Origin of the sequence: Pontibacillus salicampi, from assembly GCF_042434395.1 — a bacterium.
Lineage (GTDB): Bacteria > Bacillota > Bacilli > Bacillales > BH030062 > Pontibacillus > Pontibacillus salicampi.
The window spans coordinates 552,853-573,142 of record NZ_JBHLTP010000003.1; the positions used below are offsets into that span (position 1 = coordinate 552,853).

Consider the following 20,290-nt stretch of genomic DNA (forward strand, 5'->3'; position numbering starts at 1 on the left):
TGTCATTTTTTGTCTAATTAAATCGTTTTGTTATTCCACTTGTCATTATAAAATTGTTAAGAACGTTTGCGGGAATTTTTCGAGAGGTGTAATAGAAATTTAATTGTTTTGTAAAAAAACAGGTTTAAATTAGCAGTAATCGGGTAATTTATATTTTTTTTCATATTATCTGTAACAAATTATCTTTGTTTACGTGTTTAAGGTAGAAGGGGGGAACAATTTATTAGCCATTCACTAGAAACCATTTATGAACAATATGCAGCTGACGTCTATAATTATTTGTTCTTCCTTTCTCGTAGCAAAGTGGTGACGGAGGATATGATGCAGGAAACATTCTATCGTGCATATTTACATATAGAGGAATTACAGGGGGATAAAGTGAAGCCTTGGCTTTTCACAGTCGCTCATCGCGTGTTAATTGATTATAAACGTAAAGAAAAAAGAGTGACACCAAAAGAAGGTGCCTATTTTGACCTTCAGTGCTCAAAGGGGGAATTGGATGAACAGCTGTTAGTACAAGAACGGCTTGAACAAACCAAGGCAGCTATTCATAAGCTCCCAGAGCTTCAGAAACAAGCAATTTGGCTTATCGGCTATTACGACTTTACCCATAAAGAAGCATCACGAATCATGGGAGTAAATACCAATCACCTTCGCATTTTGCTATTTAGAGCAAGAAAAGCATTAAGAACTATGGAGGAGGATTATAGTGAGAAATCCGTTTAAAAAGAAACTTGATGCCTATCAAAAAGGTGAATTGAGTGAGGAAGAAGAAAGAGAAATAGAAGCAGATTTAGATAAATTAGAGTCCTATCAAGAATATTTTCAAGCTGAAATGGAAGAGGAAAGGGACTCATCCACATCTAAAAAGTGGGTAAAGCGCGGAATTTGGAAAGCAAGGTTTCAAAATGCCTGGACTGCTCTATCTCTTCTTATTCTATTAATGCTGGTGCTTTGGTTTGGAAATGCTCTATTTTATCTTTCAGGCAGCCCAAGCAAGCAACAGCAGTACATAGATACCATCAAAGCGACAGTTTCCACGACGATGCCAAATATGGAGCTGCGTTCTACCCACGGTAATTCTGGATATACGCGTTTAGAAATTGAAGGGGAGCTAACAAAAAGGGTGGGTCATGAATCTAAAGACTTTGGCAATGTATCCGCCAGTTTTCTATTGGGCAATGCAACAGTCGAAACACCAGACAATCTCCAGGACGAACCTTTTTTTGTCTATCCTGAACATAAATCCATATATGAGCAAAAGGATGGAGTAGATAGATTGACTAATCTGCCCGAGGGGACAGTGTCAGAAGTGTATGTTTCTTTTGATACATATTTCAGCACAAAAGAAATAATGGATAAAATGGAAAAAATGAATAATGCTGACCCGGTGTGGTTTGCGGTCGATACCGGTGTTGATGTACATAACCCGGAAAATGGACCAGGGGATCCACTAGGCTTTCCGTATTATGGAGGTGTCATGGAATTTCACGATTATGACGAACCCTGGAAGGATTTTGAGAGTACAAACGAGAGATCCTACTCGATGGGTGGCAGTGAAGATGCTGAGATGAGAAATGAGCAATTTATAAAGATGCTCGAATTAATGAATAGCCATTTTTCTCTTGCTCGTGATGTGAATGTTTGGCTCAAGGAGGATAAGCTGGAGGAAGACATTGCATACGTAAAAGAAAACGGTGTGCGTATCTATGGTATGGTGGTAACAGGTCCCACGAAGGAGCTGCTCTCTTTAACAGAGGAAGAATGGATACATAGCATTGCAGTTGGTGAAGTAGAGCTGTGGAATTGGTAAATAAAGGTGGGATCATCTTTCATCAGATGATCCCTTTCCTTTTATACAGAGCGGATAATTCCGCCTTCTACTCGTTGTGTGTTGCCATTAATTCCAGATGCATGAGGAGATGATAGGAATATGACGGTGCTAGCCACTTCATGAACAGTACCAAATCGCTGAATAAGTGATGTTGGTTCGTTATTCTTGAAGTAGTTCTCTGTGAAGGATTCTAAATCCTCCCCTGCATCTTCTGCAGCACCTTCCATGAACCCAGCAACACCTTCTGTCCACGTTGGACCGGGTAAAACGGAATTAACTGTAACATTGGTGCCTTTTGTCCGTTCTGCAAGTCCTCTTGTAAGTGAATTGACAGCACCCTTCGTAGTGGAATAAGGAATCATCTCTGCCAATGGTTTGACAGCTGCTTCACTTGAAATATTTATAATACGGCCTGTATTACGCTCCAGCATGTTTGGAAGGAAATGACGTGCCAGACGAACAACGCTAAGGATATTCGTATTGAAATAGTTCATCCACTCTTCGTCTGTTACTTCTTCAACTTGCTTCACTTCAAAAATACTTGTGTTGTTCACTAATATATCAAGATCGCCTAGAGCCTCCACAGCTTCAATCAGCTTGTTTGCTCCTTCTTCAGTGGACACATCAGCTGCTATGCCGTGAACCTCTCCATCTGCTGACAGCTCTTTAACGATGTTGTCTAATTTAGACTGTGTACGGCCGTTCACAATAACTTGTGCACCCTCTTTTGCATATTGGCGGGCGGTTTCTTTTCCGATTCCTTGTGTTGACCCCGTAACGAGTACTAGTTTGTTTTGTAATTGCATATCCATATTGAATTCTTCCTTTCGTCATTAGGTTCCGTACATGTGTAAATATATCTTTCCGATTCTATGGAAACAATATATCTGCTCAATCTGCAAAACCTCAGCACTTACTAATTTTATTTTGTATTACTGTATCTTTAAAAATTGGGCAAAGTAAAAGCGAACTAGTAATACGAAGGAGGATATTACATGCTAGAAGGAAAAGCTGCACTTATAACAGGCTCAGGTCAAGGGATTGGATTGGAAATTGCCACGGAGTTTGCAAAGGCTGGAGCTAAAGTCATGCTTAATGACATTAATGAAGATACTCTTCAAGAATCGGTAAAGGAACTCAATGCACAAGGCTTTACTGTAGAAGGGGTTGTGGCAAACGTAGCAAAGGAAGAGGATGTTAAGAATGCAGTGCATCAAACAGTAGAAAAATTTGGGCGGATTGATATACTTGTGAACAATGCTGGAATTCAGCACGTGGCTCCAGTAGAGGAATTTCCATCAGAGAAATTCGAGCTAATCCTGGATATTATGCTTAAAGGCCCATTCTTTGGGATTAAGCATGCCTTTCCGATTATGAAGGAACAAGGATATGGCCGGATACTTAACATGGCTTCCATCAATGGATTAATTGGATTTGCAGGGAAGGCTGGCTATAATAGCGCAAAGCATGGTGTAATTGGTCTAACTAAAGTGACAGCCTTAGAAGGAGCGGACCATGGTATTACGGTAAACGCCATCTGTCCAGGATATGTAGATACACCACTAGTCCAAAATCAGCTGGAGGATTTAGCTAACACAAGAAACATAAAAAAAGAAAAAGCTCTCGAGGAAGTCATTTATCCGCTAGTTCCCCAAAAGAGACTTCTACAAGTACAGGAAATAGCTGATTATTCCATTTTCCTCGTTAGTGATAAGGCGAAGAGTATTACTGGGCAAGCTGCTGTCATTGATGGCGGTTATACAGTTCAGTAAAGAAAGAAACACATGCTGCCGTTACAGAGCATGTGTTTTTTTATGGATTAGTTTAGTTAACTCCCATCATTGCTAACAAAATGATGGCAATCGTTGCGACCATTGGAATGATAAGTCCTACGATAAATATATCCTTATAAGAGTCTTTGTGGGTTAACCCTGTAACTGTAAATAATGTTAACAATGCTCCGTTATGAGGGAGGATAGAAGCTCCGGACGCTACAGATGTGATTCGGTGAAATGCTTCTAGACTGAGATTTTGTTCCTGGGCTATGTTATAGTATTGCTCTCCTAATGCTTCTAGTGCTATCCCCATCCCACCTGAAGCAGAGCCTGTAATCATAGCAAGGAGCTGAACAGCGAATGCTTCTGAAAAATAGGGGCTGAGTGGTATATCAAATATTAATTCTTTAACAGTCTCAAATCCGGGTGAAGCGGTTACGAGGGAACCAAATCCTACAGCGGCGCTTGTATTGATCGTCGCCATAACAGATCCAGAAGCTCCGTTATTAATAGCTCCAATGAAATTTTTGTACTTACTCCAGTTAAAAATCATAACAAGAATAATGCCGATTCCTAGTGCAATGAGAATACTCATATCTTCAAATGCATTTAATGTGATAACGACAGCGAGGAGCGGGATAGAGGATAGAATCCAGTTTGGCAGCTCGTCCTCATTAATCTCCTTCACTTTGTTATCCCCTTCAGGCTCTGTGAAGGTATCCTCTTTATTCGTAAACTGGCCTTCCCTGAACTTAAGATAGAAATAACCACCAACTGCCATAATTAGACCGGCAACAATACCAAGTATCGGGGCAGCCATTGTACTTGTTTCAAACGTGTTAATAGGGATAATATTTTGTATCTGAGGTGTTCCAGGTATGGCTGTCATTGTAAAGGTGAATGCCCCTAACACAAATGTGGAAGGAATTAGCTTTCTGGATACATTCGCTTTACGGAACATGGCTACGGCGATTGGGTATACAGCAAAAACTACGACAAAGAGGCTAACCCCTCCATATGTCAGAATGGCAGCGGATAATAGCATTCCTAAGATAGCGCGTTTTTCTCCAATAAGGTTGGAAATTTTATAGGCAACAGCCTGTGCTGCCCCAGTATCTTCCATTAATTTTCCGAATATCGCACCAAACAAGAATATTGGAAAGTAATCCTTTGCGAAACCAACGAATCCCTCCATATACGTTCCAGTATAGGATTCTAAAATATTCATACCGCTTAATAGGGCTACAACTCCTGATACGAGCGGGGCAATCCATATTATGGACCAACCGAGATATGCTAATAGCATCAAGAGTACTAGACCAATAATAATACTAAGCATAGTTACCCTCCATCTTTTTTATTGTCCACCTTACTATGTCCAATCCACCCCATTTTTAATTTGAGAAATGGAATCATTTTATTAAGCGACCCCCTTCTCAAGAATTCGAAGGTAGGATATGGTTAGAACAATAGAAGGAGGGAGTAGCATGAAAATAGAGTTTCTAGGCACAGGAGGGGCTATACCGACTCCAAGGCCTTTATGCTTTTGTCACATTTGCAAAGAGGCGAGGGAGAAAGGAGTCCCATATAGCCGGGGAGGGCCAAGTGTGTATGTTCATGGTCCGAATGTATTAATCGATACTTCAGAGGATATTTATACAGAGATCAACCGTTCCACCATTACCTCAATAGATGGCGTTCTTTTCTCGCATTGGCATCCAGACCATGTTATGGGAAGGCGTGTATTGGAATCTATATCTGCTGATTGGAAAAGGTATCCACCTCAGCCTAATACCCTCGATGTGTTCATACCAGAACAGGTATGGTGTGATTTTCAAGAAAGACTGGGTACCTTTGATCATTTGTCCTTTTTCAAGGAACAGCATTTTATTTCTACTCATGAAATAAAGGATGGGGATACTGTTACGATAAACGACGTTGCCATAACACCTTTCCGGTTAGCTGAAGATTATGTCTATGCTTTCCTATTCCAATCACAAGGAAAAAATGTGCTGATTGCCATGGATGAATTAAACGGGTGGGAGCCGCCAGCATGGTTACCAGCTCTTGATGTAGCTGTTTTACCGAAGGGCCTTGATCCTATCCATCTTTCTACCGGCGAAAGAATGATTCCTGATCACCATCCTGTATTACAGGAGGAATGTACATTTGAACAAACCCTTGAAATAGTTCGAAACCTTCAAGCCAAACAAACCATACTCACCCATATTGAAGAAGAGGACAAGCTGTCCTATGACGATTTAGTCGTAATTGAGGAGCAGCTAAAGGAGAAAGGGATAGAGCTTAGCTTTGCTTATGATACAAGACTCGTTACCATATAAATAAAGAAGCCTGAGATTTTCTCAGGCTTCTAGTATGTGCGTTATTGGATTGGCACGGTCACCTTCTCTTTTAACATAAGCTTGTATGGTAAGTTCTTCATTCTAACAGTAATAGGCTGAGCCTCCTTAGAAAGGTCTCTATCCCAAACGAGGTTTATACCGTGAAAAGGATTCTCCTGATGATCTGGATGGTGCATGCCGCTTTGAACATCAGACAATTCTAATTGATCCTTGTCAGCTGATTCAGCTGTTAGAGTGAAATCATTATCATGGGTAGAAATATCAAAGATTGGTAGGCTGGCTTCGCTTAATGTTGTGTAAGGAAGAGGTGTATCCGACTTATGGCTGTATTTTATGGAGATGGATGTCCCATCTTGTGATGATTGATAATCTTTTACCACCCCAGTGCCATGATTGGTTGTAAATAATTGTTTTCCCTTCCTTTCCTCTTCTGTCCATTCGTCCTCATCGTAAGTAAATGTCGCTTGTTCATTGCCAATTAAATGAACAGATTGAATATGGATGTTTAAATGATCGGGTACAGAAGGAAGAGGAGGCGCCACAACTTGAAAGGCTTGCCATGTATTCCGGTCATAGCTATTATCCTTAGGGTGACTATCTTTAGGTTCTAAATAGAGCATGTACTGTTCCTGTTTGCCAAGGGAAAGCTCCAACAATTTAGGTAGATGCCCTCTTGGCGATTGCACGCTGAGATGGAGTACTGTTTTACTAATCCCTAACTGAATTTCCTCCAATCTGATGGACACGTCTTTACTGGAAAGGGTCGTTCCAATCTCATTGGGCTCTACTGCTTGTAATGCTTGATTGAATTCAATTGGGATAGATACGTCGAAGGTTTTGTTTTCCCCTTCTACATTTACCGTAATTTCTCCCTTCATAATATCGTCTATTTTCGTGACTTTTTCCCTCTTGCCAATGTCTCGAAAACTGGAGAGCACCATCACAGAATAAAATTGATCGTCATACTGAACACCACTGCCTGGTGGAATAAATCCGAGGAAGTGCCTCGTATCGTAATAGTCCTTGCTTTGAAAGTCTGTTAGCTGGAAATTTTGGATGTGGGGGATATCCTGCTCCCTGCGTTGCTCCAAATGACTCTCATCGCTTCCTTTTCCAATAGATTCTACATCTCTGTGGTAAAAAATAAATATTAAATCCTCGTTATACCATACTTCATCAAAGGTTAATTGCTGCTGAAAACCTCCTAAATCGACTTCCTCTTGAATAGATTGTGTAAAGTCCTGATTCCTCGCACGTTTTAAGCCGGGAATATGCTTCTCATAAAACGCTTGTACACCTTCTATACTATTTACCTGCTTTACTTGTTGGTTATCGACCGTTCCAACAGTAGCGGGGGAATCAAGCGTCATATAAATAATGATACCTAAAAATATCAATGCTGCCCCTATGTAGTATCTTCGGTTTTTCATGCCGTCTCGTATCTCCCTATATATGTAGTATTTGTACAAATATTAACATATTTCTAACAATTTGTAAGTAGAGTGTGGGACCAAAGATGGATTGAATTCATTAAAAAGGACATTGAGGAGGTCCTCAATGTCCAGCTTTCCTATAGAAACATAGATGCGCCAGCTAGTAATGATGATAACAGCATCGAAATAATCATTAAAAAGATAACAAATTTTTGGCGTTTCTCACGTTTAGAAGGCTTACGAGAAACTTCTTGCTGTTGGTTTTTTTTCTTTGCAGTTGCAGATGCCACGTAGATATCCTCCTTCATCAGAAGTACTATGCCTATTTTAACCTGATTCAGCAAAAAGGACAAGATACCCTTTTCTTAGTATAGTTAAACTTTTTTACTTTCATTAATAAGGTACCTGTAGGTTTGAATAGATTGGTATAAAGGACAGAAGGGGGAACCTTATGAGAGCTCTCCAGCCACCTTCCCGTATTGCCCATATTGCAATTGCAGTGAAGCAGATAAATACGGTTATGCCATTTTATGAACAAGTGTTGGGACTTCAGGTAGAAAGGAGAGAAGAAATTACTTCAGAAAGAGTACACGTTGCCTTTATTCCTATTGGGGATTCGTATTTGGAATTACTAGAACCAGCTGATGACGAATGCTCCATTGCCCATTTTATCAACAAAAAAGGGGAAGGCATTCACCACATTGCTTTTGAAGTAATGAATTTGCAAGAAAGAATTACCCATTATGCGTTACACGGTGTCCCTGTTATAGGAGAGCAAATAAAAGAGGGGGCTCTCGGTATGGATATTGCCTTTATCCACCCTAAAGCCGCCCACAACGTGTTGGTAGAGCTATGTCAGCCAAGAGGAGCGGATCGGTAATGAATATGTATGATAAGCTATATGAACTATATGATAAGCGAAAGGAGATTGAGCTTGGTGGCGGTCAAGATAAGCTCGATAAACAACATCAAAAGGGGAAGAAATCAGCTAGGGAGCGGTTAGAGTATTTGTTAGATGCCGGTTCCTTTGTAGAGTTATACGCATTTATGGAAAAGAATGACAATCCATGTTCCAAAGGGGAGGGGGTCGTTACTGGCTACGGTTCTATTGACGGGAAACGTGTTTATGTGTATGCCCAGGACTTCACTGTATATGGAGGAGCATTAGGGGAAGTTCATGCCAAAAAGATTACCTCTATTATGGATATGGCCTACAAGCACAATGCACCCATCATCGGACTGAATGATTCAGGAGGAGCTAGAATTCAAGAAGGGGTTGCTGCTCTTCACGGATATGGGGAAATTTTTTATCGAAATGTTCGTTACTCAGGAGCTATTCCGCAAATATCCGTTATTATGGGTCCATGTGCAGGGGGAGCAGTTTATTCTCCAGCCATAACGGATTTCGTTATTATGGTTGATAAGACATCCCAAATGTTTATTACCGGACCAAAGGTTATTGAAATGGTGACAGGAGAACAAATTTCATTAGAAGGATTAGGGGGAGCTGACATCCATAGCGGTAAGAGCGGTAATGCCCATGTAAAGGCTGGAACAGAAGAGGAAGCACTGGATTATGTCCGTTTGGTATTATCGTTTTTACCAGATTCCAGCATTACAAATTCTTGCTGGGAGTGGGAGGAAGAGTATCGTTCCGAATTAAGTGACATGATCCCTTTTGACTCCACTCGTCCCTATGATGTTCGTACTATTATTCACCAATTGGTAGATGAGGATTCCTTTATGGAAATTCATAAACAGTTTGCGAAGAATATCGTTGTAGGCTTTGGGAGGATGAACGGGATCCCTGTAGGACTTGTGTGTAACCAGCCAAAATGGATGGCCGGGGGATTAGATATGGATGCTTCCGATAAGGCTGCTAGGTTTATTCGATATTGTGATTGCTTTCATATTCCTATTATTACGTTAGAGGATGTGACTGGGTTCTTCCCCGGTGTGCAGCAGGAGCATAGAGGCATTATTCGACACGGTGCGAAAATAATATATGCTTTTGCAGAATCCACTGTTCCTAAATTCACGGTTATTCTTCGTAAAGCATATGGAGGGGCTTACGTGGCCCTGAATAGTAAAGCTCTCGGTGCTGATATGGTTTTTGCCTGGCCCAACACGGAGATCGGCGTAATGGGACCAGAAGGGGCTGTCAATGTATTGTTTGGGAAAGAGATAGAAAGAAGCGGAAATAAAGATTTAGTCCGATCTCAGAAAATAGCGGAATATCGAGAGCATTTTGCTAATCCATATAGAGCTGCTGCCCTTGGATTGGTTGATGACATCATTGACCCTAGAGAAACTAGGATTCACCTTCTCCAAGCCCTTGATACGTTCCTTGTACAGCAGGATAGGCAAGAAGGTAGAAAGCATGGGAATATACCGCTCTAATGACATTTGGGGCACAAGGGTATTCATTTGACACAAGAGATGGCATTCGCTAACGTACTATTATAGCCATCTCTTTTTTTATGTTTATTCGCAAGTACAAATGAAGGAAGATACACATACTGAAGAAGGCGTCATAATGGTTACATAGTAAAAGGAGGAGAACTATATGCCAAGCGTAAATAGAGAAAGATTATTAGAGGAATTTCTAGAGCTTGTTCAAATTGACTCAGAAACAGGCGAAGAAGCCAACATAGCAAAAGTATTAAAAGAGAAATTTGAAGCTCTTGGTTTGGATGTTACAGAAGATGATACGACCGAAGAAACAGGCCATGGAGCTGGAAACCTAATTTGTACCCTTAAAGGTCACAAAGAGGAAATCGATACTATTTACTTTACATCCCATATGGATACAGTTGTTCCCGGAAACAGCGTTAAGCCATCCGAAAAAGATGGCTATATCGTAACTGATGGTACAACTATTCTTGGTGCAGATGACAAAGCGGGTCTCGCTGCAATGCTAGAAGCGATTCGGACTCTTCAGGAAAATCATATCGAGCACGGAGATATCCAATTTATTATTACGGTTGGAGAGGAATCTGGATTGCGCGGAGCCAAAGCATTGAATCCAGACTTTCTTAAAGCGAAATACGGCTATGCATTAGACAGTGATGGTCAAGTTGGTAATATCGTAGTAGCTGCGCCGACACAGGCAAAGTTGAATGTAATTGTAAAAGGGAAAACTGCTCATGCTGGCGTAGCACCCGAAAAGGGCGTCTCCGCTATTACAATGGCTGCGAAAGCGGTCTCCAAAATGCCGTTAGGACGAATCGATGAGGAAACTACAGCGAATATAGGTCGCTTTGAAGGCGGACAAAAAACGAACATAGTGTGCGACCATGTAGAAATTCTAGCTGAAGCTCGTTCTCTTATTCCTGAAAAAATGGAAGAGCAAGTGGAGAAGATGAAAAAAGCATTGCATGAAACAGCAGAAGAAATGGGCGGAAGCGTAGAGGTAGAAGTGGATGTTATGTATCCAGGCTTCAAACATACAGAAGGGGAGCAAGTGGTAGAGGTAGCTAGAAGAGCAGCCAAGAAGATTGGCCGTACTAGTGAGCTGCTACAAAGTGGCGGAGGAAGTGATGCCAACATTTTTGCTGGTCACAACATCCCAACAGTGAATCTATCTGTAGGCTATGAAGAGATTCATACAACAAATGAACGGATGCCCATTGATGAATTAGTTAAAACAGCAGAGCTGGTAACATCCATTGTGGAAGAAGCAGCAGCAGAGTAACATAACAATCCATCTATAAAATTTGAATGGGAAATTAATAGAGAAAACACACACCGTAACTAAGTTGCGGCTTGTCAGGCTGTCGAGAAAGTCTCGACAGCCTTATTTACTTCTTTTTACTTTCATTATTCACCGCGTTAATTTGTTATAATAGTTATATATTCTCTAACGAAAGGTGATTCGATGTTTCAATCCAAAAAAGAGCGTCAAAATGAAATCGAAATGGTCACGATTGAAGAGCTTGTTCCTGAAGACCATCTCCTCCGTAAAATCGATCGGTACATAGACTTCTCCTTCATTCCAGAAAAAGTGCGATCTTACTATTCCGAAGACAATGGTCGTCCCTCACTTGATCCTCTTGTAAAAAGAACTGCATGGGCTGCGTTATTGTCGCCTGCGCGGAAAAGAAAATGTGCGCGAACAGGCGTTATTGACAGCTGCCTGTCAGAACATGAAGAAGACTGCCCTTCACCTATCAAGGGTGTGTTAGGTGAAGGAGAGTCTTTTTCGGTGAAGGGCTGGCAAATACCAGGAGGGCTTTGTGGAGATTTCTTATAACAGTATCCTTAGCCTTGTCCATCACGGTAAAAAGTCCCAACATACGTTCGTGTCAGTTTCCTTGTCCCTAGATGGAATCTAAAAAAGCTAATACTATTGGTTCAAATTAATCTAAAAATATTGAAAATTCTTACAAATAAGGTATCCTATAGTTAATACTAGGAGAAGGGTGATGATATGGAAGAGGTAAAATCACTGATGGAGCTGTGGGAAGCATACAAAGTGGCGATTCTGGTTAGTTTAGTGGGGGCGTTGATAGGGCATTACAAACGAAACTCCTGTATTTTATTGCCGATTGTTAGCTTAGACTATAAATTTAAAGATTTTAAGAAGCTTAAACGGAAATCTTACTCAACCATCGTAAGAAGTGTCATGTTTGTGCTTACAACATTGAAGGCGTTCGTATATTTTATATTGTTTCTAGTAGGAGTTCGTTTTGGTGACAATAAAGATACAGACCCTATCTTATTTGAGTTAGGTGTGTTAGGAGATTTGATTATTGGAGTTGGGGCAGGTGTGATTGCCCAAAGTACCATTACAATGTCAGGAACACACAACCAGCTTTCGGTTGTTGTCACTGCATTACTAGCAGGTTTCGCGGGATTATCTTATATTCAAAAGTTCCAAAAGGACTCACTGGATGGTGTAGGAAAAGAATATAAAGCTAAATTGGCAGACACAGAGGAATATATTACTTCTGACATAAAAGAAGATGCGTCAAATGAGGTGGCTGCCACAAGAGAAAAAGTATAAGTAAAGGGAAGAGGTCATGTATGAAGGTACGTTTAACGTCAAAAGAGAGATGGCAATTAGAGCAATTGCTAGAGATATTAGACAATCCACATGAAGCCATTGCCAAACGCAGATTGGCCAAAACAAAATTTGATATGCTTTATCGTAGAGCCGTAAATAGAAATATACAAGAAAAACAAATAGAAGCAGAGCAGAATGGGGTGGCCGTTTGCATGTATGAAGGGGAAGAAAATCCTTCCAATTAGCTTATGTTGTTTCAACATACTACATTTGGAAGGATTTTTTTAATGGCATGCGTTAGCAGCCATCAGGACCGCAAGACATCCCCGTTTCTGGATTTTCTATCGCATCTTTTTCTTTTTGTGCATCCACCATACGCTGCAATTGCTCAACAGGTTGAGCGCCTACTGTTTTGTAGTCACCATATACATAAGTGGGTACGCCTGTAATACCAGACTGATGAGCATCTCGGATGGAAGATTTCAGTTTATTAAAGTATTTATCGTTACGCAGAGCTTGACTAAACTCATTTGTATCCAACCCTACCGTGCGAGCAATATCTTGTAGTACTTCCTCATCATTAATATCTCGTGCTTCCAGCCAGTACGCTTTAAATACTTCCTCGCGATAATCAGAGCCTTTCCCTTGCTCATCTGCATATTCAAATCCTAATAGTGCCTTACGAGATTCGCTGGTTACATCTGTTAATACTTCCGGCTTCATATCAATGTCGTATTTTTCTGCAAGCATTTTTACATTTTCATATGCTTGTTTCATATAGGCATTGTTTGGATCAGGCTGACCCTCTGGGTGGAGTTCAAATTCTCTCCATTCAATTTCCATTCCAGGATTCTGCTCCTGTAAACGCTCTGCATTCACTTTGCCAATGTAGCAAAATGGGCATATAAAATCAGAATAAATAATTAGCTTATTTTCAGACATTCCATTAACCTCCTTTGATTACATACCAACTGGTAGGTACGTGAGAAATATACCACGTATCTTTCCTCTGTAGCAATCACAATGCTCAAGAGAAAGTACGTATGTCGTTATTACGACTGGGAGTATGGTACAATAATATTAGAACCTATGTTCGTGAAAGGAGGGGGGGTTATGTCAACTTGGTATCCTAAAAAAGGGCGAGTTATTTTTCATGTGGATATGAACAGTTTTTATGCCTCTGTCGAAATAGCAAGAAATCCTGAGCTAAAAGGAAAGCCCTTAGCTATTGCCGGAAATCCGGAAGAAAGGAAAGGAATTGTGGTCACCAGCAGCTATGAAGCTAGGGCTAAAGGTGTAAAAACAACCATGCCTTTATGGGAAGCCAAGAAGCTTTGTCCAGAGCTTCTTGTGATGCGTCCCAATTTCGAGCGGTACCGGGAAGCATCACGAGAGATTTTTCAAATCTTAGCTGACATTACTCCTTATGTACAGCCAGTTTCTATTGATGAAGGATACATGGATATTACTGAATGCAGTCAGCTTGGTACGCCGCTTGACATTGCTCAACAAATTCAGAATACCATTTTTGAGCGCTTGCAATTACCTTGCAGTATCGGTATCGCTCCGAATAAATTTTTGGCCAAGATGGCTTCCGATATGAAGAAGCCAATGGGAATTACCGTTCTTCGCAAACGGGATATATCCCTTAAGCTATGGCCATTGGATATTGAAGAAATGTATGGAGTTGGAGCAAAAACTGCCGAGAAATTACGAGCCATTAACATAAAAACGATAGGAGATTTAGCAACCGGTGACGTTATGCAGTTAAAAGGTCTTCTTGGTATAAATGGTGAGCGTTTGCAAAACCGTGCCAATGGACAGGATAATCGTGCTGTTGATCCAGATGCAGTATCAGAATTTAAAAGTATAGGTAATTCAGCAACATTGCCTCAGGACACTACGGATGAAACAGAAATAACCAGTATGCTAAGGAATCTCTCCCAAAAAGTAGCGGATCGAATGGATCGAAAGCAAGTCATATCGAAAAACATTCAAGTTATGATTAGATACGCAGATCGACGGACGATTACTCGCAGTAAGCAGCTGCCAGAATTTGTTGAAAAAGTAGACGAAATTTATCACTATGCAGTAAAGCTATGGGATGAAAATTGGAATCAGGAGCCTATCCGTTTACTAGGAGTCACTGCACAAAGCTTTATAGAAAAACAACAAGCAGGCATGCAATTAAATCTGTTTACGTATGAGGACGAGGTAAAGAAAGAGCCATTATATTCAGCTATTGATGAACTTACTGAGAAATATGGAGCGAACCCCTTCAAGCAGGTAAAAGAAACTAATCAGAATAACGTTACGACGAGCTATCAAAAGGACTTTCTGGATGACTATAAAAAGAAATAGTTTAAGTGAAGAAGAGTTGCACCGTAACATGTATCTGTCGTTACGACTCATTCGGATAAGTGTTTTGATCAAAATGTGTAATAGTGAAAAGGTGGAGTGTCCATTTACATAGAGTCTCTCCCCGGGTGATCAAAGGAGTGGTCGGCTTACGAATACCGAGTTAAAAAAACATCCATACTATGTTCTAGTAATTCCAGAGCATGGCTGTATAGACTTATATTGCTTTTAATAGGGTATGCTTATCTCTTGGTGTGGTGGTGTTTATGTTTGTCTGAAAGAAACAAGGTAATGCATCTAGTTATTCATAAAACGTAATGTAAGTACAAAGTTACATATTCCAGAACAAGGAGCCATCTAATAAGCGCATATTAGGATGGTTTTTTTGTATTCCGATTCCCCACCAGGCACTCATATGAATAATTTGAAATAAATTAAAATATATATTTCAAAAGGATTGTAATCGAATGGAATTTGCTGTACGATTTACATATAGAATTGAAATGATGAAACTATAATATTTCAAAAAATCTTATTGGAGATGAGCGTATGGGGATCGAGTTAACAAATGTAAACAAAGTGTACAAAAGCGGTGAAGTCGAGGTTCATGCGTTGCGAAATGCTTCTTTACACATTCCTGATAATAAAATAGTAGCCATTTTAGGACCTTCTGGTTCCGGGAAATCTACGTTGCTAAATGTAATTGGTGGAATTGATCGTCATGATAGTGGCACCATTTCTGTAGGTGATTATATGTTAGATGAAATGAAAGATAAGCAAGTAACTGAGTATAGGCGCCATGCGCTAGGATTCATATTTCAGCAGTATAATCTCATTCCTACCTTAACGGTGTCAGAGAACGTAGAAGTAGGAAGTCAGCTGAGTAAAAATCCACTCGACCAAAAGGATATTCTTGAAAAAGTGGGGATGTGGGATAAGAAAGATAAATTCCCTTTTCAGTTGAGTGGAGGGGAACAGCAGCGGGTGGCCATTGCTAGAGCCCTGGTGAAGAATCCAGCTTATTTATTATGTGATGAACCAACTGGTGCTTTAGATGAAGAGACAGGGAAGAAAATTTTAACCCTATTAAAATATGTTAATGAAACATACGGTACAACGGTTTGTATTATTACTCACAACAATGGCATCGGAGAAATGGCACATACGGTAATACGTATGAAAAGCGGTGAAATTATGGATAATTACTTTAATGAACAACCTCTCGCTCCGGAGAAGGTGAGCTGGGTATGATGTTACGGAAGAGTGTTATCCGTCAAATGAAGGAAAAGAAGCTTCAATATATGGGGGTAATTGTCCTATTAGCCATTTCTATATTGTTATATGTAGCGTTATCCATGGCAATTACGACAATGGAAACCAGAAATGAAGAGTTTAAAGAAGCCTATAATCAAGAAGACTTTCATTTCATTGTTTCTGAGCAAGTAGAGGGGAGTCAGCTCTCTACATGGGAGGAAGAATTTGATGTAACACTTGAAAAAAGAATGTATACTGATTTGGACTTTGCGAACGATACAACACTTCGGTTACTGGAAGTGAGTAATCATGTAAACAAGCCATATATTTCTAAAGGAGAAATGCCGAAAAAGGAAAAGGAGATAGCTGTTTCTCCAGTATTCGCAAATACACATGATGTAGAAGTAGGAGATACTATCTCTCTTGGAAAACAAGAAGTAACGGTGACAGGCTTCATGTACCTTCCAGATTACATTTATATTTTGGAAAGAGAAAGTGACCTCATTAATGACCCGAAGTTGTTTGGTATTGCCATAGGTTCAGAGGAGACGATTAATAATCTAGGAAGCAATGTCATTACACAGATTTCTGCAGATAAAGCAAGTAAGGAAGAAATCGAAGAGTTCAAGGACAATTTGACGAGTACCCATACCCTCCTAAAATGGCTGGAGGCAGATGACAATCCTCGAATTGAATTCGTTGAATCCGAAATAGAGGGCTCGAAAGCAGTAACGACAACCTTACCATTATTCATTTTAGCCTTATCGATTATGATGGCTGTAATGATCCTTAAGCGTAGAATGGAAATGCAACGAAAAGAGCTTGGAACATTAATGGCTCTAGGATATCGTCGTCAGGAGCTGCTAAAATTATATATGACCTTTCCTGTCGTCATCGGACTAGTAGGCACCATCGTTGGTATCATCGCAGGGGCAGCCTTTTCCATCCCACTAACAAATTTATATACTACTTATTACAACCTACCGAGTCTCTCATTTTTCGATTGGGATATAACGGTGCTCATTATAGGTTTTATTATTCCAAATATATTACTGCTTGCCATTACGTATTTTGTAATCAGGAAGCCGCTGAAACAATCACCTTTGACGCTCTTAAGCCCAAAGGATATGTCTACCGGTAAAAAGTCTATGCTAGAAAAACTACCTATTTTCCAAAAAGGGTCCTTCTTAACTAGGTTTAGGCTGCGCTTGATGATTAGAAGTAAAACTAGAGCCGTATATATATGGATTGGGGTAATGTTTTCTACTATCCTGCTTATGTTTGGTTTCGTTACTTCTACAGCTATGAGTGACTTAGTCGATTCTACGTATAAACAAATATTAACATATGATTATGCTGTCCATTACACCACGTTGCAAGAAAGTAATACCGAAGAAGCAGCAAGCCCTTTTACGACAAATGAGGTGTCTGTAACCAAAATAGGGGATCAAGAAGAGGATGTTGATTCAAGTATTACACTATATGGAATGGAGCCTGAAACGAATTTAATTCAACTGACAAATGAAGCAGATGAAACCGTAAATATGGTTACAAAAGAAGGCTTCGTAATTAGTCAGCCGTTAGCTACCATTTTAAATGTAGAAGCGGGAGATACCATTACAGTCGAAAATAGCGTAAACAATCAAAAGCTTGAGAAAGAAATAGTCAGTATAGCTAAGCTATATATTGGAAATTCCATATACTATCAGAAGGAACAGGTAAATAGTTTCTTTGGTTATCCCGAAGAAGCCTATACTGCTAAATGGACTAATAAAGACCCATCTGATGAACAAGATGTACTCTTTATTGAGAATAAACAAGATATAATTGAGAGCTTTGAAAGTACATCTAGTTTAACAAGATATGCTATTTTAGGTATTTCTGTATTTGCCTTCTTCATTGGTGTTGTCGTTCTCACATTGATTACTAATTTAATAGTTGAGGAAAATTCCCCTTCCATTTCTTTATTCAAGGTAATGGGATATATGGATAAAGAGATATCCAAGCTAATCGTCAATGTGTACACACCGATAGTGGTATTAGCCTATATTGTTTCTGTACCTATTGGAATTGTAAGTATTGATCAAATGATGGCTTCATTAGTAGAGCAAACTGGATTTTCCTTTCCGGTGCAATTGAGCTGGTATATGGTTGTGGTGGGATTTGCCATTATCATGCTCACTTATTACGTTTCTTTAGCATTCTCTAGAAGAAAGCTCAAACAGGTCTCCTTACAAGAAGCATTGAAGAAGCAGCAAGATTAGCAGAAAGGAAACTCCGTTCAAAATATGAACGGAGTTTCTATGTAAAGGCTATACTCCGAAATACATGTAGATAACAGTAATCCTTCCAGTTTTACAAGCAATGGGGAGCATATCTGAAGTGAATATGTTGTTCTGAATTTGACCACATTGTATTTGTAAATTAACTATTTACAAAATTTATTGAATATTAGATAATATATAAATATTAAAATGCGATGAAGAGAAGAGTAGGTAAAAGTAATCTTTTCCAGAGAGCTCCGCTTGATTGGTGAAAAGGAGTAAGGATTTATTTACTGAAGCAAGCCTCAGAGCTTCACACTGGAACTTTTATAAGGGATAGTGTGACGGGATCTCCCGTTATAGAGATAGGGTATAAACAAATTTTATTTGTCGTACCTAATAAGATTAATATGGTGACATATTAATAAACTGGGGTGGCACCGCGATGTATTTCTAATCTCGTCCTCAAGACAAAATGTCTTGGGGGTGAGATTTTTTATTTTGTTCAAAACGTTAAGTATTTAGGAGGAATCTAATTGCGTTTTAAAACATTATTAGAAAAATGGCGGTTTCCATCCATCTTATTATTGAGTATCGGTATTTCAAGCGTAGGTAGTTGGGTTTATTTTATAGCTTTAAACCTTATTGTTCTCAACCTAACAGCATCAGCTCTTGCTGTTTCTGGATTGTATATTATAAGGGCTCTATCAACAGTGTTTACGAATGTTTGGTCAGGAAGTCTGATAGATCGTATGAACAAGAAATATCTCATGATAGCACTTAATTTCATTCAAACAGTGCTTATTGCATTATTACCTTTGTTTTCTTCTTTAGCTTATATTTATTGTATGACCTTTATTATCACGATGGCTAGCTCTATGTATCACCCAACATCTATGACTTATATCACGAAACTAATACCAGAAGAACAAAGAAAACGATTTAATTCTTTACGTAGTTTGCTTGATTCGGGAGCTTTTTTGACGGGGCCAGCTATAGCAGGAATGATGTTTATGATTGGGACACCTAATATGACTATTTATATTAATGCAATTGCCTTATTTTTATCGGCATCTATTACAATAGGAATGCCTAATGTTGAATCGTCTACACAACTTGCTAGAGCATCAGGAGGGAAGTTATCTGTTGAATTATTGAAAGAGGATTGGAAGATTGTTATTAGTTTTAGCCGTAAGTATTCTTATATTATGATGATTTATTTTCTATTTAGTGCCATGCTCGTTATGATGACAGCTACGGATTCATTAGAAGCTGCATTTGCCACTCAGATCCTTTCTTTATCTGAAGGAGAATATGGTATGTTAGTTAGTATTGCTGGTGCGGGGGTATTAGTAGGCTCTTTAGTAAACACAATCACTGTTGAAAAAATCCCTACCTCTTGGCTAATTGGTATGGGTTCAATGATAACTGCAATAGGATATATGGTCTTTACATCATCTAATACATTTTTAATAGCCTCTGTAGGTTGTTTCGGACTGTCATTTGCTACTGCCTTTGCTAATACAGGTTTTTATACCTTTTATCAAACAAATATACCTGTGGATGTTATGGGAAGGATAGGAAGTGCTTATAGTTTGGTCGAAGCCTTACTTATTATCGTATTCACTGCCATTTTTGGTATTGTCTCTGACCTGATATCTATAAGATTTGTTGTTGTTTCCGGAGCTTCAATCATGCTTATTGTATCAGTTGTACTATTGCTCTACACTGTTCATCCTTCGAAATTAAAGTTTTATCAAGATGTGATAGCAAAATGAAAGTATGATAAATGTCTTTAAATAAACCAACTCCAATGAACCAGCTACGGGTTATTCCAGAAAAGGGAGCGATTGTTGAGTAACTAAGGGAATCCACGCTGTTGGCGGGGTTCCCCTTTTTTTATCTCATTTATCAACAATAACCTTTAACATAGCTTTTTTATAAATACGATAATATTCCTCTTATACAATAAGTTGACTGCAAAAACGACGGTTCCGTTCGCCT

At 39.4% G+C, this 20,290-nt stretch carries 18 protein-coding genes, 2 pseudogenes and 1 other annotated feature; of the genes and pseudogenes, 15 read left to right on the plus strand and 5 right to left on the minus strand.

Annotated elements, in window-relative coordinates; genetic code table 11:
* Positions 1–243 precede the first annotated feature (243 nt).
* Together ACFFGV_RS04255 and ACFFGV_RS04260 are read left to right on the plus strand one after the other, a co-directional pair.
* On the plus strand, positions 244–726 hold the full coding sequence (locus ACFFGV_RS04255) for an RNA polymerase sigma factor (protein WP_377345859.1): 483 nt from the start codon (positions 244–246) through the stop codon (positions 724–726).
* The gene (locus ACFFGV_RS04260) at positions 710–1,813 is read left to right on the plus strand and encodes an anti-sigma factor (RefSeq protein ID WP_377345335.1); all 1,104 of its coding nucleotides are present in this window, start codon (positions 710–712) and stop codon (positions 1,811–1,813) included. The genes ACFFGV_RS04255 and ACFFGV_RS04260 overlap by 17 nt, the downstream gene beginning before the upstream one ends.
* Before the next feature lie 41 nt (positions 1,814–1,854).
* Here the strand turns inward: ACFFGV_RS04260 and ACFFGV_RS04265 are convergent, their stop codons facing one another.
* Complete coding sequence (locus ACFFGV_RS04265; RefSeq protein WP_377345336.1) at positions 1,855–2,646, minus strand: SDR family NAD(P)-dependent oxidoreductase; 792 nt, start codon at positions 2,644–2,646, stop codon at positions 1,855–1,857.
* Between the two features lie 183 nt (positions 2,647–2,829).
* On the opposite strand from ACFFGV_RS04265, the gene ACFFGV_RS04270 reads away from it, so the two are divergent.
* Positions 2,830–3,606: a 3-hydroxybutyrate dehydrogenase gene (locus ACFFGV_RS04270; RefSeq protein WP_377345337.1), complete on the plus strand. Its 777-nt coding sequence runs from the start codon at positions 2,830–2,832 to the stop codon at positions 3,604–3,606.
* Between the two features lie 52 nt (positions 3,607–3,658).
* Here the strand turns inward: ACFFGV_RS04270 and ACFFGV_RS04275 are convergent, their stop codons facing one another.
* A complete protein-coding gene (locus ACFFGV_RS04275) occupies positions 3,659–4,948 on the minus strand; it encodes a GntP family permease (protein ID WP_377345338.1) in 1,290 nt (429 codons plus the stop codon).
* A 148-nt stretch (positions 4,949–5,096) separates the two neighbouring features.
* Between ACFFGV_RS04275 and ACFFGV_RS04280 the strand changes: the two genes are divergently transcribed.
* Positions 5,097–5,951 (plus strand): MBL fold metallo-hydrolase, encoded by an 855-nt coding sequence (locus ACFFGV_RS04280; protein WP_377345339.1) that lies wholly within the window; start codon positions 5,097–5,099, stop codon positions 5,949–5,951.
* A 41-nt stretch (positions 5,952–5,992) separates the two neighbouring features.
* On the opposite strand, the gene ACFFGV_RS04285 is transcribed toward ACFFGV_RS04280, so the two are convergent.
* Entirely contained in the window at positions 5,993–7,402 is a 1,410-nt protein-coding gene (locus ACFFGV_RS04285) for a hypothetical protein (RefSeq protein ID WP_377345340.1), read from the minus strand.
* Positions 7,403–7,542: 140 nt separating this feature from the next.
* Entirely contained in the window at positions 7,543–7,695 is a 153-nt protein-coding gene (gene prli42, locus ACFFGV_RS04290; RefSeq protein WP_377345341.1) for a stressosome-associated protein Prli42, read from the minus strand.
* A 161-nt stretch (positions 7,696–7,856) separates the two neighbouring features.
* On the opposite strand from prli42, the gene mce reads away from it, so the two are divergent.
* From mce to ACFFGV_RS04325, 7 genes and pseudogenes are all read left to right on the plus strand, one after another.
* Positions 7,857–8,285 carry a methylmalonyl-CoA epimerase gene (mce, locus tag ACFFGV_RS04295; protein ID WP_377345342.1) on the plus strand — a complete coding sequence of 143 codons (429 nt, stop codon included), beginning with the start codon at positions 7,857–7,859 and terminating at the stop codon, positions 8,283–8,285.
* Positions 8,285–9,805 carry an acyl-CoA carboxylase subunit beta gene (locus tag ACFFGV_RS04300; protein ID WP_377345343.1) on the plus strand — a complete coding sequence of 507 codons (1,521 nt, stop codon included), beginning with the start codon at positions 8,285–8,287 and terminating at the stop codon, positions 9,803–9,805. Before mce ends, ACFFGV_RS04300 begins: the two co-directional genes overlap by 1 nt.
* Before the next feature lie 166 nt (positions 9,806–9,971).
* A complete protein-coding gene (locus ACFFGV_RS04305) occupies positions 9,972–11,099 on the plus strand; it encodes a M20/M25/M40 family metallo-hydrolase (RefSeq protein ID WP_377345344.1) in 1,128 nt (375 codons plus the stop codon).
* 183 nt (positions 11,100–11,282) lie between these two features.
* Positions 11,283–11,462, plus strand: a pseudogene (locus tag ACFFGV_RS04310) (transposase); the annotation flags it as partial.
* A 1-nt stretch (position 11,463) separates the two neighbouring features.
* Positions 11,464–11,589 (plus strand): annotated as a pseudogene (locus ACFFGV_RS04315) (transposase); the annotation flags it as partial.
* Between the two features lie 245 nt (positions 11,590–11,834).
* Entirely contained in the window at positions 11,835–12,410 is a 576-nt protein-coding gene (locus ACFFGV_RS04320) for a hypothetical protein (RefSeq protein ID WP_377345345.1), read from the plus strand.
* 20 nt (positions 12,411–12,430) lie between these two features.
* Positions 12,431–12,655 carry a hypothetical protein gene (locus ACFFGV_RS04325; protein WP_377345346.1) on the plus strand — a complete coding sequence of 75 codons (225 nt, stop codon included), beginning with the start codon at positions 12,431–12,433 and terminating at the stop codon, positions 12,653–12,655.
* Positions 12,656–12,707: 52 nt separating this feature from the next.
* Here ACFFGV_RS04325 and ACFFGV_RS04330 read toward each other — a convergent pair whose 3' ends face one another.
* Positions 12,708–13,352, minus strand: a complete 645-nt coding sequence (locus ACFFGV_RS04330; protein ID WP_377345347.1) for a DsbA family oxidoreductase — start codon at positions 13,350–13,352, stop codon at positions 12,708–12,710.
* A 171-nt stretch (positions 13,353–13,523) separates the two neighbouring features.
* Here ACFFGV_RS04330 and ACFFGV_RS04335 point away from each other — a divergent pair, with 171 nt between their 5' ends.
* The 4 genes from ACFFGV_RS04335 (at position 13,524) to ACFFGV_RS04350 (ending at position 20,064) form a co-directional block, all read left to right on the plus strand.
* Positions 13,524–14,771, plus strand: a complete 1,248-nt coding sequence (locus ACFFGV_RS04335; protein ID WP_377345348.1) for a DNA polymerase IV — start codon at positions 13,524–13,526, stop codon at positions 14,769–14,771.
* Between the two features lie 546 nt (positions 14,772–15,317).
* The gene (locus ACFFGV_RS04340) at positions 15,318–16,019 is read left to right on the plus strand and encodes an ABC transporter ATP-binding protein (protein ID WP_377345349.1); all 702 of its coding nucleotides are present in this window, start codon (positions 15,318–15,320) and stop codon (positions 16,017–16,019) included.
* On the plus strand, positions 16,016–18,286 hold the full coding sequence (locus ACFFGV_RS04345; RefSeq protein WP_377345350.1) for an ABC transporter permease: 2,271 nt from the start codon (positions 16,016–16,018) through the stop codon (positions 18,284–18,286). The genes ACFFGV_RS04340 and ACFFGV_RS04345 overlap by 4 nt, the downstream gene beginning before the upstream one ends.
* A 206-nt stretch (positions 18,287–18,492) precedes the next feature.
* Positions 18,493–18,756, plus strand: a binding site (T-box leader).
* A 66-nt stretch (positions 18,757–18,822) separates the two neighbouring features.
* Positions 18,823–20,064, plus strand: coding sequence for an MFS transporter (locus ACFFGV_RS04350; protein WP_377345351.1), 1,242 nt, complete (start codon positions 18,823–18,825; stop codon positions 20,062–20,064).
* The last annotated feature ends 226 nt before the right edge of the window (positions 20,065–20,290 follow it).